Annotated in this window: 11 protein-coding genes; 5 read left to right on the top strand and 6 right to left on the bottom strand. The window is 60.6% G+C overall.

What is annotated here, in order from left to right; translation table 11 throughout:
- Positions 1–442: 442 nt before the first annotated feature.
- A complete protein-coding gene (gatB, locus tag BUA42_RS14765) occupies positions 443–1,960 on the bottom strand; it encodes an Asp-tRNA(Asn)/Glu-tRNA(Gln) amidotransferase subunit GatB (RefSeq protein ID WP_072779056.1) in 1,518 nt (505 codons plus the stop codon).
- A gap of 74 nt (positions 1,961–2,034) precedes the next feature.
- Positions 2,035–3,243, bottom strand: a complete 1,209-nt coding sequence (locus BUA42_RS14760) for a hypothetical protein (RefSeq protein ID WP_143152711.1) — start codon at positions 3,241–3,243, stop codon at positions 2,035–2,037.
- A gap of 165 nt (positions 3,244–3,408) precedes the next feature.
- Here BUA42_RS14760 and BUA42_RS14755 point away from each other — a divergent pair, with 165 nt between their 5' ends.
- Positions 3,409–4,206, top strand: coding sequence for a transglycosylase SLT domain-containing protein (locus BUA42_RS14755; protein WP_245819026.1), 798 nt, complete (start codon positions 3,409–3,411; stop codon positions 4,204–4,206).
- A gap of 36 nt (positions 4,207–4,242) precedes the next feature.
- Here the strand turns inward: BUA42_RS14755 and BUA42_RS14750 are convergent, their stop codons facing one another.
- The 3 genes from BUA42_RS14750 to BUA42_RS14740 all read right to left on the bottom strand — a co-directional run bounded on the left by BUA42_RS14750 (position 4,243) and on the right by BUA42_RS14740 (position 6,424).
- Positions 4,243–5,103, bottom strand: a complete 861-nt coding sequence (locus BUA42_RS14750; protein ID WP_072779044.1) for a 1-acyl-sn-glycerol-3-phosphate acyltransferase — start codon at positions 5,101–5,103, stop codon at positions 4,243–4,245.
- 161 nt (positions 5,104–5,264) lie between these two features.
- Positions 5,265–5,690 carry a hypothetical protein gene (locus BUA42_RS14745; protein WP_072779042.1) on the bottom strand — a complete coding sequence of 142 codons (426 nt, stop codon included), beginning with the start codon at positions 5,688–5,690 and terminating at the stop codon, positions 5,265–5,267.
- A complete protein-coding gene (locus BUA42_RS14740; RefSeq protein ID WP_072779040.1) occupies positions 5,687–6,424 on the bottom strand; it encodes an SDR family oxidoreductase in 738 nt (245 codons plus the stop codon). The genes BUA42_RS14745 and BUA42_RS14740 overlap by 4 nt, the downstream gene beginning before the upstream one ends.
- 309 nt (positions 6,425–6,733) lie before the next feature.
- On the opposite strand from BUA42_RS14740, the gene BUA42_RS14735 reads away from it, so the two are divergent.
- Entirely contained in the window at positions 6,734–7,252 is a 519-nt protein-coding gene (locus BUA42_RS14735; protein ID WP_245819025.1) for a P-loop nucleotide/nucleoside kinase family protein, read from the top strand.
- A 67-nt stretch (positions 7,253–7,319) separates the two neighbouring features.
- Here the strand turns inward: BUA42_RS14735 and pepN are convergent, their stop codons facing one another.
- Complete coding sequence (pepN, locus tag BUA42_RS14730; protein ID WP_072779039.1) at positions 7,320–9,869, bottom strand: aminopeptidase N; 2,550 nt, start codon at positions 9,867–9,869, stop codon at positions 7,320–7,322.
- Between the two features lie 149 nt (positions 9,870–10,018).
- Between pepN and BUA42_RS14725 the strand changes: the two genes are divergently transcribed.
- The 3 genes from BUA42_RS14725 to BUA42_RS14715 all read left to right on the top strand — a co-directional run bounded on the left by BUA42_RS14725 (position 10,019) and on the right by BUA42_RS14715 (position 13,906).
- Positions 10,019–11,536, top strand: a complete 1,518-nt coding sequence (locus BUA42_RS14725; protein ID WP_072779038.1) for an FAD-binding domain-containing protein — start codon at positions 10,019–10,021, stop codon at positions 11,534–11,536.
- The gene (locus BUA42_RS14720; RefSeq protein ID WP_072779036.1) at positions 11,536–11,688 is read left to right on the top strand and encodes a DUF2256 domain-containing protein; all 153 of its coding nucleotides are present in this window, start codon (positions 11,536–11,538) and stop codon (positions 11,686–11,688) included. The genes BUA42_RS14725 and BUA42_RS14720 overlap by 1 nt, the downstream gene beginning before the upstream one ends.
- 70 nt (positions 11,689–11,758) lie before the next feature.
- Complete coding sequence (locus BUA42_RS14715; RefSeq protein ID WP_072779345.1) at positions 11,759–13,906, top strand: malate synthase G; 2,148 nt, start codon at positions 11,759–11,761, stop codon at positions 13,904–13,906.
- Positions 13,907–13,979: the final 73 nt, after the last annotated feature.

The raw sequence follows: 13,979 nt of genomic DNA, 5'->3' as shown, positions 1-13,979 counted from the left end.
ATCCTGTTCCTGTCGGCACTGTAGCTGACACCGGGCCCGGTTCAACCTTTCGTGGAGTGACGAAAATGCTGAACCAATTGAAGACGATTTTGAAGACCCTGTTCTGCACCCTCTGGTGCCATCGGATCACGTACGCAGGATTAGCCCTCGCATATGGTGCGGGATGCGCAAGCTTGATCGAGAAAGACACCGTTGCGCAAATTGCGACCGCTTTGTACGTGACCATGGTCGCGCAGCGGCACTGAACCGTACAAAACGTACGCTTCCCCCGTACAAACCGTACCATTCACGCGCAACACCTGCCAAAAACGCAAAAACGGGGCCAAAAGCCCCGTTTTCACCATCTAAGCTGGACGATTCGTACGCTCAAACCGTACAATCGCCTCTTTCCGCGCAGGTCGGGCATGACCCCCGCAACACCCAAGCGAAAAAAGGGCCGAAATCACCCATTCAGCTTCTTCGCGACCAGTTCGTTCACCGCTTTCGGGTTCGCCTTGCCGCCCGTGGCTTTCATCACCTGACCCACGAACCAGCCCGCAAGTTTCGGGTTTTGCTTGGCTTTTTCTACCTGATCCGGGTTCGCCGCGATGATCTCGTCCACGGCGGCTTCAATGGCACCCGTGTCCGTGACCTGCTTCATCCCGCGCGCTTCGACGATCTCTGCCGGATCGCCGCCTTCGGTGTAGACGATCTCGAACAGATCCTTCGCGATCTTGCCCGAGATTTCATCCGCCTTGATAAGCGCAATGATTCCAGCCAGTTGCGCAGGCGATACAGGGCTGTCCGTGATGTCGTGGTCTTCTTTCTTGAGCCGTCCGAACAATTCGTTAATGACCCAGTTCGCCGCCAGTTTCCCGTCACCGCACGCATCAACAACCTTTTCGAAATACTCCGCATTCGCCGTATCCGCCGTCAAAACGTCCGCGTCGTACTCGGACAGCCCGAAGTCTTTGACAAACCGTGCTTTTTTCTCGTCAGGCAGCTCGGGAAGGGACGCCTTGATGTCGTCCACCCACGCCTGTTCGATCTCCAAGGGGAGCAAATCCGGGCACGGAAAATACCGATAATCATGCGCCTCTTCCTTGGAACGCATTGATCTTGTTTCATTTTTATCCGGATCGTACAGCCGCGTTTCCTGATCGATCTGGCCCCCGGACTCCAGAATCCCGATCTGACGCCGCGCCTCATAGTCGATCGCCATCTGGATAAACCGCATGGAGTTCATGTTCTTGATCTCGCAGCGCGTGCCTAAGTGACTGAAATCCTGTGTTTCTTGGTACTTCTCGTACTGGCCAGGCCGGCAGACCGACACGTTCACATCCGCCCGCAGGTTGCCATTTTGCATGTTCCCGTCGCATGTCCCCAGATATCGCAATATCTGGCGCAACTTCACAACATAAGCCGCCGCTTCCTCGGGCCCGCGTATATCTGGGCGGCTCACAATCTCCATCAGCGCAACGCCCGTACGGTTCAGATCCACGAAAGACATCGCCGGGTCCATGTCATGGATCGATTTGCCTGCATCCTGTTCGATGTGAATCCGCTCGATCCGCACCCGCCGCGCGATACCGGGCTCCATATCCACGATCACTTCGCCTTCGCCCACGATGGGATGGTAGAGCTGGCTGATCTGGTAACCTTGCGGCAGGTCCGGGTAAAAATAATTCTTGCGATCAAAGGCACTTACGAGGTTTATCTCAGCCTTCAGACCAAGTCCGGTGCGCACCGCCTGTTCCACGCAGAACTCGTTGATGACTGGCAGCATGCCTGGCATGGCCGCATCCACGAAAGACACGTTGGAATTGGGTTCTGCCCCGAATTGCGTCGACGCGCCGGAAAAGAGCTTGGCCTTGGACGCAACCTGTGCGTGCACCTCCATGCCAATCACCAGTTCCCAATCGTGCTTGGCTCCGGCGATGACCTTGGGTTTCGGGGACTCAAAACTCAGGTGGTCCAGCATGGCGCTTCCCTTCTTGCATACCGCAGCGGGGAATACGCCAGAGGCGCGCAGGGGGCAAGTGGTCTGAGGCGTGGCTAGCCGGTCTCGAGCGCGTCCGACGCGGGCGCTGTGACAGGCGGCAAACCACGCGCGTGTCGGTCGAGCGCGGCCCAGGCGCGGTGGCGGCCCTTGGTCAGGCGATCCTGGTCATCCAGCCGTGACGCCCAAACCCCCTTGGCCGCATACCAGACCCGCGGATGCACCTCGCGCAGATGGTCGGTCACGATCCAGTCAAAGCAGTCCGCGATCTGCGCGCGCGCCTCGACATTGACGCCCTCAGGCTCCAACACGGTTCCAGTATAGGCGGCAAAGACGTTTGCGGTGTGCTGATCGGTCTGCCGCGCAAGGATGTCGCGTAGGCCCTGGCAGAAGAGATCGGCATCAAGCAAAGCATACGCCTCGCCATCGACCGTCAGGGCATCCAGATAGGTCCAGGCGTAAGCGCCGGACCCCCAGACATCTTCGGTGCGCTCCATCGTACGGCGTGCTTCGTGATCGAGCCTCTGATAACTGCCGAACCAGCGGGGCAACATGTGATTGCCGAGGGCGCGCATGTACTTGCCGACGCCGGGCGCGAGATCGATCAGGTCTTCATAGTCGTCACTGGCCCGTGCTCGCGGGCGCGTTTCAGCAGACAGCAGAGCACAGCGGACGGCGGCGAGCATGGGCGAGTCCAGTTCGAAGGCGTCGAAGCGATCCACCAGATCACTGGCGGTCTTGAAGTGGCGGAAGAACGCGGCGCGATGCGCTGCGGGAATATCCTGCCGCCAGCCTTCGCCGCGCCATGCCCAGCCGATGTCGATATTTGCCATCGCAACCACATAGGCGACGCCGTGATCTCCGTCGGTTTCCTCAAGAACCAACTGCATGTCGTTCATTATGGCGGACGCACCAAGTTCGTCGCCCGCATTCACTGCTCGCGTTGCCGCGGTGACCGCGTCGGCGCGCGCGCCTTCCGAGAGAATCTCGGCCTCGGGTACGCCACCGGGGGTCAGGGCGCGCTCTGCATCCGCCGTGCGAATGCGGTCGCCAAGAGTGCCCCACGCGTCTTGCCGGGCGAGGTAGAGCCCCGCTTCGAAAAGGGCGTTGTGAACGTCCTCTTCTTCGCTCGTGGTCTTGACCGGAAGATTGAGCTTGGAAGACTTCATCGCCTCGATGTTCAACAGGGCGCCACCTGGCGCAGGCGTTTCTGCGGCATTGCGGGCCTTGCGGATCAAGGTTGTCAGGTTGTCCAAAACCGGCATGACGGGGGCCTTCGAATTCGTGGTGCGATCACCAGAGGGAACAGTTTGTTTCGCAACATATCCTTGAAAAACGTGTCGCAATTCGGGCGCCAAAGCGATTTCGTCGGGGTAATCTGTGGGCGTTGGCGAAGCCTTGCGCAGGAAGTCCCGCAAAAAACCGAAATCATGCAGAAATCCGCCCATTCTGATGCAAAACGCCGGTTTTTGTTGATCTTTGCCGCGAAATCCCCGAAATACGCGCGAATGTCACGCTGGGGGATCATAGGCGTGGCAGTGTTTTTGCTGAGTTTCGGACAGATTGTCAGCGCAACACCTGCCACTGTGGTTGATGGTGCCACCACCACCACGCTGAGTGCATCTTTGCGCCCGGTTGCGCGCAATTACACACCCTTGCCCGAGATGCGTTGGGAACACCGTCGCGAAGCGGATCGCTGGTCACGCGCGGCGTTGATGGCGCTGCGCAGCCATGCCAGCGTCCTGCCTCAGATTGTGCCCAAGGACATTGCGGATTGGTGTCCTGCCTATCCGACCAATGATACTTCGGCGCGTGAGGCGTTCTGGATCGGTCTGTTGTCGACCCTAGCGAAACATGAAAGCACGTTCCGCCCCACTGCCGTAGGCGGTGGCGGCAAGTGGTACGGGCTGCTGCAGATCCTGCCGGCCACCGCACGTGGTTACCGCTGCCGCGCGCAATCACGCGATGCGCTGAAGGATGGTGGCGCGAACCTGCAATGCGCATTGCGGATCATGGCAACCACGGTGCCTCGCGACGGTGTCGTGTCTCACAGAATGCGGGGCGTCGCGGCGGATTGGGGCCCGTTCCACAGCCGCAATAAGAGCACGGACATGATGGCCTGGATGCGCTCGCAGCCTTATTGTGCGGGGTTGTCGCGGTCTCTCAGACCCGTCGCGCGACCGGTGCCAGTGGTCAGCAACCCGGTGATTTCGACCCAAGGTTTTTGATGTAAGACGACACTCGGAACCGACGTACCGCTTCTCTCAGGCCCGCCGTGTCTTGGTGCGCGAGGCATCCCACAGAGAAACCCCCTGATTTTCCGGTTCGCCCAGGGCGAGCGTCGCGCGGCGCAGCATGTCGATACCGTCATCCGAATTCTCCGGCAACGCGCCGGGCGAGATCGGCTCTCCGACACGCAATTCATACGGCTGACGGTCCTTGTTCAGCGTTTCATGGAACAGCGTGATATCCCTCAGCGTGGGGTGGATCGCATCGAACAGGTAGAACAGCGCCGAATTGCGCGCCTGCATGTGAATCGGAATGACCGGCAAATCGAACTTGCGCGCCAGCATGGCTGCTGAGGCCATCCAAGGCCGCTCGTGCAGTCGCAGACCGCGCCGTTTGGCAAGCCGGCCTGACGGAAAGATCACTCCCAACCGACCGTCCTTGACTGCCTGACGCGCAAACACCATCGTTTCGCGCGTTTTGCCATGACTGCGCCGATCCTTCCGCCATTCCACGGGCGCTATGCGATCGGCCATTTGCGGCAGAACCTTCAGAATATCGTGGTTGGCAAAGTAGTAGGCGTCCTCCCGCACCTGTCTCAGCGCCGCATGAAGGATGATCCCATCGGCGATACCGGTCGGATGATTGGCTACGATCAACGCTGCGCCATGCCGTGGAATGTGCCCCAAGCCAAAGACCCGCATCTTTTTCGCCAGACGCTCGGCCATCTGATCCATGATCCGCCCGGCAGGCAGATCGGCAACGGCTTCGGCCAGGTCGAGCGTGCTATGATAACCCAGCACGTGATCCAGCACCGGGCGCGCCAGATGCGCTTTCAACGAATTGTCAAAGAGCCAGGGTGCGCGATCTTCAATCAGCGGATCAATACGGTCTTTCATGGCACACTCCTGACAGAGCTGAGTGACAGCGGCATGACACACGCTTGAGATTTTGCGCCAAGAGGCAAGCCGTGAAGCAGGCGCGAAAAACTTTGCGCGGGTGCATGCCGCTAATCTGTGAACGCCGGCGGTTGGCCGCTTGTTCCGGCGCCCGCCGGTCTTCAGAAAAAGCTGAAGTGGTGGCGCTCGTGCCGGATACCGGCGTCATCTAATGCTGCACAGAAGATATCATATCGCGGAACGCATTCCACGGGAAGCCGCAAGACCGTGCCGTTGACAAGCTCCAGCCGCGCGTTGACGGCAAGGTCGAGCCGCGTGTCAAACCGCACGTGGTCAATGTCCTTCAAGGGCGCATCCCCCGAATGCCGTTCGCTGCGCCACGTCAGCCGTGTGTCGTCGAGCGTCAGTCGTGCGACGTCGCCGCGCGCGGCCTCGAAGATGGCGGGCAGGGTGAACAGGCCAAGCAGGACGAGTATCCACGGCGCCGCGTCGAGTCCGACCCAGACACCCCAAAGCCCCAACCAGACCAGCGCGATCGCCACCAGTGCCTTGGGGCGTCGTGCGCTGACCTCATGCTCCAGGATCATCGCCCGCCCGTGACATCAAGAACCGTCCCGGTCACATAGCTTGCGGCGTCCGACAGAAGCCACAGGATACCTTCCGCCACTTCGTCTGCGGTGCCCGGTCGACCAAGAGGTGGCGTGTGCCCGATCTTTTCAAGCCGGTCAGGAACGCCGCCCTTGGCGTGGATTTCCGTCTCGATCAGGCCGGGCCGCAACGCGTTAACTCGGATACCGTCCGCAGCAAGCTCATGCGCGATGCCCACGCTGAACGTCTCGATGGCGCCCTTGGTGGCGGCGTAGTCCACGTATTGGCCCGGGCTGCCATGGCGTGCCGCTGCCGAGGAGATATTGACGACATGCCCGCCGTGATGTGCCTGCATATACGCGACGGCCAGCCGCGCCACCTCGAAGGCTCCCAAGACGTTCACTTCGAAAACCGCGCGCACCCGGTCCGGTGTCAGGTCGGCCAGCGATCCCGTCGGTGTCACGACCCCTGCGTTGTTCACCAGGTGCAGAGGGGCAGGGGGCAGGTCGCCGATCCGGTCGAAAAGCGCCGACAGCGCAGCCGCATCCCGCACATCCGCGCGGATTGCATGCCCGGTGGCCCCGGCCTCCTCGATATCGCGCAGAATCGCATCAGCGCCCTTTGCATCCTGACTGTAGGTAACAACGACATGGTCGTATCCCCGCGCGGCACCCATCCGCGCCGTCGCTGCCCCGATCCCGGCGCTGCCTCCGGTGACAAGAAGCGTGGTCATGCTGGTTCTCCCCGACAGTCGTTTCTGCGCAGCCAGCATACTTCGGGCTGTGGCATGATCCAGCCGTTTCGACGAAGCGTGTCGGGCAAACGGAAGACTGTCCGGTTCGCTTGCGCGTGAAGCGTCCGCCACCAAGGCATACCCCTGCGGCTTGCATAGACATCAGACCGACGGAGTGGCATAGATCAGGCATGAAACGCCTCGTTCGGAACTGCGGCGCACGCTGCCCAAGTCGAATTACAGTCCCGGTCTGACCGACAGGCCGGGCAAATCGATTCCGAACGTAACGCGCACGCATTGCGCAAGAAAATGGCTGTTCTCATGTCCCCAGATGTTCCCACCCTCCACATGCTCTGTGGAAAGATCGCCTCCGGAAAATCCACGTTGAGTGCGCAACTTGGCCGTTCGGAGAGAACGGTCGTTATCGCCGAAGACGACTGGTTGAACGCTCTGTATGCAGACGAGATGAGCTCTGTTGCGGATTTCGTGCGCTGCATGTCGAAACTGCGCCGCATCACGGAACCGCATGTCGTATCGCTTTTGAACTCGGGCCTTTCGGTCGTTCTTGATTTTCAGGCCAACACGGTCGAGTCGCGCAATTGGATGCGAGGCATTCTCGACCAAACGAATGCAGGGCATCAGCTTCATGTTCTGGATGTGCCTGATGACGTTTGCCTCGCGCGCTTGCACGCCCGCAACACACAAGCCGATCATCCGTTTGCCGTCAGCGACGACCAGTTCCGGCAGGTGACCAAGCACTTTGTCGCCCCCTCCGCCGAAGAGGGCTTCAACATCGTGATGCATCGCGCGGTTGCCATAAGTGAGTGATACGGACACGGGCCCAGGTCGCCGCGTGTCCGTCGCGTGACGAGTCACAAACCACGCAAACCAGGGATTACCCCAGGATGCGCGTCACCATCTCGTCCGTGTCACGGCTCAGCTTCGGTTTCGCCTTGATCCGCTCAAGCTGCTCGCGGATTAGGGCTTGCCGGTTGGCGTCGTAGCGTTTCCAGGTCTGGAACACCGAACACATCCGGGCCGTTGTTTGCGGGTTCTTGTCGTCCAGCCGGATGAGCCAATCGGCGAGAAACGCGTATCCCGCGCCGTCTTTGCGGTGGAACCCGGCGTGGTTCATCGCCAGGCCACCCATGACCGCGCGGAACCGGTTGGGATTCTTCCAGTCGAAATCTTCGTGCTGCGACAGCGCCGTCGCCACGTCGACCGCAACCCCGGGATCGGCCATGCCCACCTGAATGCCGAACCATTTGTCCATCACGAGCCGGTCGTTTCGCCACTGCGTGTAGAACGCCTCAAGGGCTGCATCGCCCCGACCCGCGCGGATCAGGTGTGTCAGGGCGGACAACTGAAGCGTCATGTTGTCTGCGGTGTCGAACCGCTCCTGCGCCGCCGCCCCACCGTCAAGACGCGAGATCAGCGATAGCAGGGCTCCCGAAAGCGCGCGTTTGCCGGTTTGTTCGGCATCGGGGCTGTACGGAGCATCGACAACCATCTGGTCCGCAAGGTCCTTGAGCCAGCCTTGCCATTTGTTCGCGATGTGCTGCCGCAGCCGTTCAGAGGCATCCCATATCTTGTCGGGATCGGGTGTCACGCCTTGTTCGAACAGCACCTGCGCGAGTTCTGATTGGGTTGGCCCACTTAGCATCAGTTGCCGGTAATCGGGATCAAGCGTGTCGTCCCGCACCACTTTTTCAAGACCGGTCAGCCAGGCATCGTCCGGTTCCGCGTCATCGGTGATCATGTTGACCAGGCAATTTCGGGTCAGTGTGCGATTGGCTTCCCATCGGTTGAACGGATCCGTGTCATGCGCCAGCAAGAACGCCTGTTCTTCGCGGCTGACCACCCGTTCCAGTACCACCGGGGCCGAAAACCCGCGCAGGATGGACGGGGTCGGTTTCGACGCCAGTCCGTCGAAGGTGAAGCTTTGCTCGGCTTCGGTCATTTCAAGCATCCGGGTTGGGACAATCTCGTCCCCGTTCGGGTTCAGCAGACCCACCGCAATCGGAATGACTTTCGGGTCCTTCACCTCTTGGCCCGGTGTTGGTGGCGTGTGCTGTTTGAACGTCAGGGTATAGGTGCCGTCTGACCAATCGTCCGCCACCGAAACGCGCGGCGTGCCGGATTGCGAATACCATAGTTTGAACTGGCTCAGATCGCGGCCGGTCACGTCTTCGAAGACCTTCAGCCAATCCTCGATTGTGCAAGCCTGCCCGTCTTGACGGTCGAAATAGAGATCCAACGCCTTGTAATACGCCTCGTCCCCGACCAGCGACTTGAGCATGCCGATCACCTCGGCGCCCTTCTCATAGACGGTGGCCGTGTAGAAGTTGTTGATTTCCTGAAAGCTTTCAGGGCGCACCGGATGGCTGAGCGGGCCTTGATCCTCGGGGAACTGGCGCGCGCGCAGGTCGATCACGTCATGAATACGCTTGACTGGCTCGCCACGCATATCTGCGGTGAATTGTGCGTCCCGAAAGACCGTCAGCCCCTCTTTCAAGCACAGCTGGAACCAGTCGCGGCAGGTGATGCGGTTGCCGGTCCAGTTGTGGAAGTACTCATGCGCGATGATCGCTTCGATGCGTTCGAAATTGTCGTCGGTGCTGGTTTCGGGTGAGGCGAGAACACAGGAGGAGTTGAAGACGTTCAGCCCCTTGTTCTCCATCGCGCCCATGTTGAAATCGTCGACCGCCACGATGTTGAAGATGTCGAGGTCGTATTCGCGCCCGTAGACCTCTTCGTCCCAGCGCATCGACTTCTTCAGCGCCTCCATCCCGAAAGCGCATTTGTGCTCATCGCCCGGACGGACCCAGATGTTCAACTCCACGTCCTTGCCGGACATCGTCGTGAAACTGTCCGGATGGTTCACCAGATTGCCAGCGACAAGCGCAAAGAGGTAGGCCGGTTTTGGCCACGGATCGTGCCATTCGGCCCAACCGTCCCCGCTGCCCGTCGGGTTGCCGTTCGACAACTTGACAGGTTCGTCCCCTTCGATCCGCACCGTGAACGTGCTCATCACGTCTGGCCGGTCGGGGTAGTAGGTGATCTTGCGAAACCCTTCGGCCTCGCACTGCGTGCAATACATGCCGTTCGACATGTAAAGCCCTTCGAGCGCGGTGTTCGTCTCGGGGCTGATCTCGACCTCGCATTCCCAGGTGAACGGCCCGTCGGGCACGTCGCAGCGCAGACCGTCATCCGTGACGACAGGCGAGACCTCCGTCCCATCGATCTTTGCCCATTTCAGCTTCAGCTCTTCGCCGTGAAGGAAGAACGTCTTGTCGGTCCTTTCCGGGTTCGGAGCGAACTCGATCTTTGCGATCACCCGCGTCGCTCTCGGGGCGAGATCGAACGTCAGGTGGACGCTCTCCACCGTGAAACCGAAGGGCGTGTAATCCTTGAGATAGATCGTCTTGGGTGCGGCGTCTTTCATGCGGGCAGGCTCCGGATCATGCGTTTTCGAGTTGAGCGTATGTCTACGCCGCGATTGCGGAGAAGGGAAACGGGTAGCGCGGCAGATTTCCGTCGACGCTGCGCCTGGATGCTCTGTGCAAACGCCGCGGCGCGCCTAGGTTGAATGGCATGACCTCCGTCCTCTGGTACAAACGTGATCTGCGTATCCACGACCACCCCGCACTCGCCCACGCAGCCGAGCGCGGAGATGTCGTGCCGCTTTACATCATCGAGCCGGACTATTGGGCGTTGTCCGACACGTCGGGACGGCAATACGCGTTTCTCTGCGAAAGCCTTGCCAGCTTGCGTGACGCTCTTCGCGCTCTGGGCAGCGATCTGGTGATCCGGGTCGGTGACGCGGTCGATGTGATGCAGAAACTGCACGATGAGATCGCGTTTGCGCACCTTGTCAGCCATGAGGAAACCGGAAACGGCTGGACCTATGTACGGGACAGGTGCGTCGCAGAGTGGGCCCGGGCGAACGGCGTTGACTGGACCGAGCTTCCCCAATCCGGTGTGGTCCGCCGACTGGACACGCGCGACCGCTGGGCCGCGAGGCGCAACCGGTTTCTTGCGCAGCCTCAGACGGACGTTCCTCGGGCCTTGCGGCCTGTGTCGTCAGCGTCGGACCCGATCCCAGACCTATGCGTCCCCGATCCGTGCCCGGACCGCCAGTCAGGCGGACGGGAACATGGGCTCTCGCTTCTTGGTGGCTTCCTCACCGAACGCGGCCAGACGTACCGCAAGGACATGTCCTCTCCGCTGGAAGGCGCGATTGCCTGTTCTCGCCTCAGCCCGCATCTTGCTTATGGCACGGTCTCCGTGCGTGAGGTCAGCCAGGGTTGCGCAGCCCGTCAACGTGAAGTCCGTGGCGGGCCACGCGACGGATGGGCGGGCAGTCTGAAGTCCTTCCAGTCCCGCCTCGCATGGCGCGATCACTTCATGCAGAAGCTCGAAGATGAGCCCGAACTGGAACACCGCTGCCTGCACCGCGCATATGAAGGCATGCGGCCGCTTGAGCCGGATTCCGCACGCCTCGCTGCGTGGGAAAAGGGCGAAACGGGCCTGCCATTCCTTGATGCCTGCATGCGCTCGCTGCAGGCCACAGGCTGGCTCAACTTTCGCATGCGCGCCATGGTCACCGCGGTGGCCAGCTACCATCTCTGGCTCGACTGGCGCAGCACCGGTCAGCACCTCGCGCGGATGTTCACCGATTACGAGGCCGGCATCCACTGGAGCCAGATGCAGATGCAATCGGGCACCACAGGCATCAACACGCCCCGTATCTACAACCCCATAAAACAGGGCTTGGATCAGGACCCGACCGGCGCGTTCACCCGCCGCTGGGTGCCGGAACTGGCCGCTGTGCCGGACGAGCACCTTCAGACGCCATGGACATGGGACGGGGCAAGGCGGGTCTTGGGCAAAACCTACCCGGAGCCGATCATCGACGTGGCCGAAGCCGCCCGCACTGCCCGAACCCGCTACTTCGCGCATCGCCGCACGGTCGACCGCGACGAGACGCAGCGCGTCATCCGGAAACACGCCAGCCGCAAGGACAGCGCCGGGCATTTCGTCAACGACCGCTCTCCGCGCAAGCAACGCCGCGCACCGACCAGCGACGCCCAACTGACCTTGGATCTCTGATGCCCAAACACCGCAAGAAATCCGACCTGCCCACCAAGACCTGCGCCAGCTGTGGCCTTCCATTCACATGGCGCAAGAAGTGGCAAAAGGTCTGGGACGAGGTCAAATACTGCTCGGACCGCTGTCGGCGCGAAAAGAATGCCAAACCCTGACTGAGAGCTGTTGCGGATCGGAAACTTTCTTTCTAATGGAGTACCGCCGTATACAATCATGGAGCGCAGCATGGCCACGCGGATCGACCGCCACGGATTGCAGATCGACCAGATTTTGCACGATTTCATCGAAGAACGGGCGTTGCCGGGTACCGGTGTCGACGCCGATGCGTTCTGGCAGGCGCTGTCCAAGCTGGCGCACGAATTCGGCCCTCGGAACAAAGAGCTTCTGAACATCCGCGAGGATCTGCAGACAAAGATCGATGAGTGGCACATCCGCCACCGCAATCAGCCGCATGACCACGAGGCCTACAAGGCGTTCCTGTCCGAGATTGGCTACCTTCTCGACGATGGCGACGATTTCGAGATTGAGACCGCGAACACCGACCCCGAGATCGCCACTGTTCCGGGTCCGCAGCTCGTCGTGCCAATCACCAACGCGCGCTACGCGCTGAACGCCGCGAACGCCCGCTGGGGCAGTCTATACGATGGCTTCTACGGCACCGACGCGATGGGCTCGCCCGCGCCGAAGGGCGGGTATGACAAGGGCCGGGGTGCCCGCGTCGTGGCGCGTGCACGCGTTTTCCTTGACGAAGCATTCCCGATCGAAGGAGGCAGTCATGCTGACGTGCGACGCTATTACGTTCACAACGGCGCGCTTCTGATCGACGATATGCCGCTTGCGCAGCCGGAGAAATTCGTGGGCTACAAAGGCCACCCCAAAGCGCCCGATGCGGTGCTTCTGCGCAACAATGGGCTGCATGTCGAACTGGTGTTCGATCGCACCCATTTCATCGGCGCGCGGGATCAGGCCGGGCTGGCCGACGTGCGTCTCGAAAGCGCGGTCAGCGCGATCATGGATTGCGAGGATTCAGTCGCTTGCGTCGATGCCGAGGACAAGACGCTGGCCTATGCGAACTGGCTGGGCCTGATGAAAGGCGATCTGGCGGACACGTTCGAAAAGGGGGGCAAGACCGTCACCCGAGCGCTGAACCCAGACCCGACCTATACCGCGCCCGATGGCTCAGGCGAGATCACGATCAAGGGCCGCGCACTGATGCTGGTGCGCAACGTCGGTCATCTGATGACGAACCCGGCGATCCTGCTGAAAGACGGCTCGGAGATTTTCGAAGGCCTGATGGATGCAATGATCACGGCTCTGATTGCCAAGCATGATCTGGGCAAATCGGACGGGCCGCGCAATTCGGTCATGGGATCGGTCTACGTGGTGAAGCCCAAGATGCACGGGCCTGACGAGGTGGCTTTCGCCGACGATATTTTCACCTTTGTCGAAAACGCGCTCGGCCTGCCGCAATATACCGTGAAGCTGGGTATCATGGATGAGGAACGGCGGACCTCGGTCAACCTCAAGCAATGTATCCGCGCCGCGAAACATCGCGTCGCCTTTATCAATACCGGCTTCCTTGACCGCACCGGCGACGAGATCCACACTTCAATGGAAGCAGGGCCTTTCAGCCGCAAGGATTTCATCAAACGTAAGGCCTGGATTGGCGGATACGAGAACCGAAACGTGGATATCGGCCTTGAATGCGGGCTGTCGGGTAAAGCGCAGATCGGCAAAGGCATGTGGGCGATGCCCGACATGATGGCCGCGATGCTGGAGCAGAAGATCGAACACCCAAAGGCAGGCGCCAATTGCGCCTGGGTGCCGTCCCCGACCGCCGCGACATTGCACGCGTTGCACTATCACAAGGTCGATGTGTTCGCGGTACAGGCGAAACTGCGCAAGGGCGGACGTCGTGCGCATGTGGACACGATCCTCGACATTCCGCTGGCGAGCTATCGCAAATGGACGAAAGAGCAGATCGCCAAAGAGGTCGAGAACAACGCGCAAGGCATACTCGGCTACGTGGTGCGCTGGATCGATCAAGGGGTCGGGTGCTCGAAGGTGCCGGACATCAATAATGTCGGCCTTATGGAAGATCGCGCAACCTGCCGCATCTCGGCGCAGCATATCGCAAACTGGCTGCATCATGGCATTGTGTCGAAAGACGTTGTGAAGCAGATCATGCAGCGCATGGCAGCTGTGGTGGATGAACAGAATGCAGGCGACCCGGATTACACGCCCATGTCGCCGAGCTTTGACACCATTGCGTTCCAAGCGGCCTGTGATCTGGTCTTCGAGGGGCGTGTCCAACCGTCAGGTTACACTGAACCGGTACTGCATCAGCGTCGACTTGAACTGAAAGCGGGCTAACCTGCTGGAAAGGCGTCGCGTGAGCGCGTTCAAACGCGCTTGCGTGCGCCCGGTGGCCTGCGTATACCGCACA

Source organism: Marivita hallyeonensis (assembly GCF_900129875.1).
In the GTDB taxonomy this organism is placed as follows: domain Bacteria; phylum Pseudomonadota; class Alphaproteobacteria; order Rhodobacterales; family Rhodobacteraceae; genus Marivita; species Marivita hallyeonensis.
Note: the sequence above shows the minus strand (reverse complement) of the source record. Positions and strands in the feature narration are given on the sequence as shown.

Excerpts from the sequence above, each read along its gene's own strand:
- BUA42_RS14715 (WP_072779345.1), top strand. The coding sequence starts at position 11,759 with ATGGCCACGCGGATCGACCGCCACGGATTGCAGATCGACCAGATTTTG.
- BUA42_RS14750 (WP_072779044.1), bottom strand. The coding sequence starts at position 5,103 with ATGAAAGACCGTATTGATCCGCTGATTGAAGATCGCGCACCCTGGCTC.
- BUA42_RS14745 (WP_072779042.1), bottom strand. The coding sequence starts at position 5,690 with ATGATCCTGGAGCATGAGGTCAGCGCACGACGCCCCAAGGCACTGGTG.
- BUA42_RS14735 (WP_245819025.1), top strand. The coding sequence starts at position 6,734 with ATGGCTGTTCTCATGTCCCCAGATGTTCCCACCCTCCACATGCTCTGT.
- BUA42_RS14725 (WP_072779038.1), top strand. The coding sequence starts at position 10,019 with ATGACCTCCGTCCTCTGGTACAAACGTGATCTGCGTATCCACGACCAC.
- BUA42_RS14755 (WP_245819026.1), top strand. The coding sequence starts at position 3,409 with ATGCAGAAATCCGCCCATTCTGATGCAAAACGCCGGTTTTTGTTGATC.
- BUA42_RS14760 (WP_143152711.1), bottom strand. The coding sequence starts at position 3,243 with ATGCCGGTTTTGGACAACCTGACAACCTTGATCCGCAAGGCCCGCAAT.
- pepN (WP_072779039.1), bottom strand. The coding sequence starts at position 9,869 with ATGAAAGACGCCGCACCCAAGACGATCTATCTCAAGGATTACACGCCC.
- BUA42_RS14740 (WP_072779040.1), bottom strand. The coding sequence starts at position 6,424 with ATGACCACGCTTCTTGTCACCGGAGGCAGCGCCGGGATCGGGGCAGCG.
- gatB (WP_072779056.1), bottom strand. The coding sequence starts at position 1,960 with ATGCTGGACCACCTGAGTTTTGAGTCCCCGAAACCCAAGGTCATCGCC.
- BUA42_RS14720 (WP_072779036.1), top strand. The coding sequence starts at position 11,536 with ATGCCCAAACACCGCAAGAAATCCGACCTGCCCACCAAGACCTGCGCC.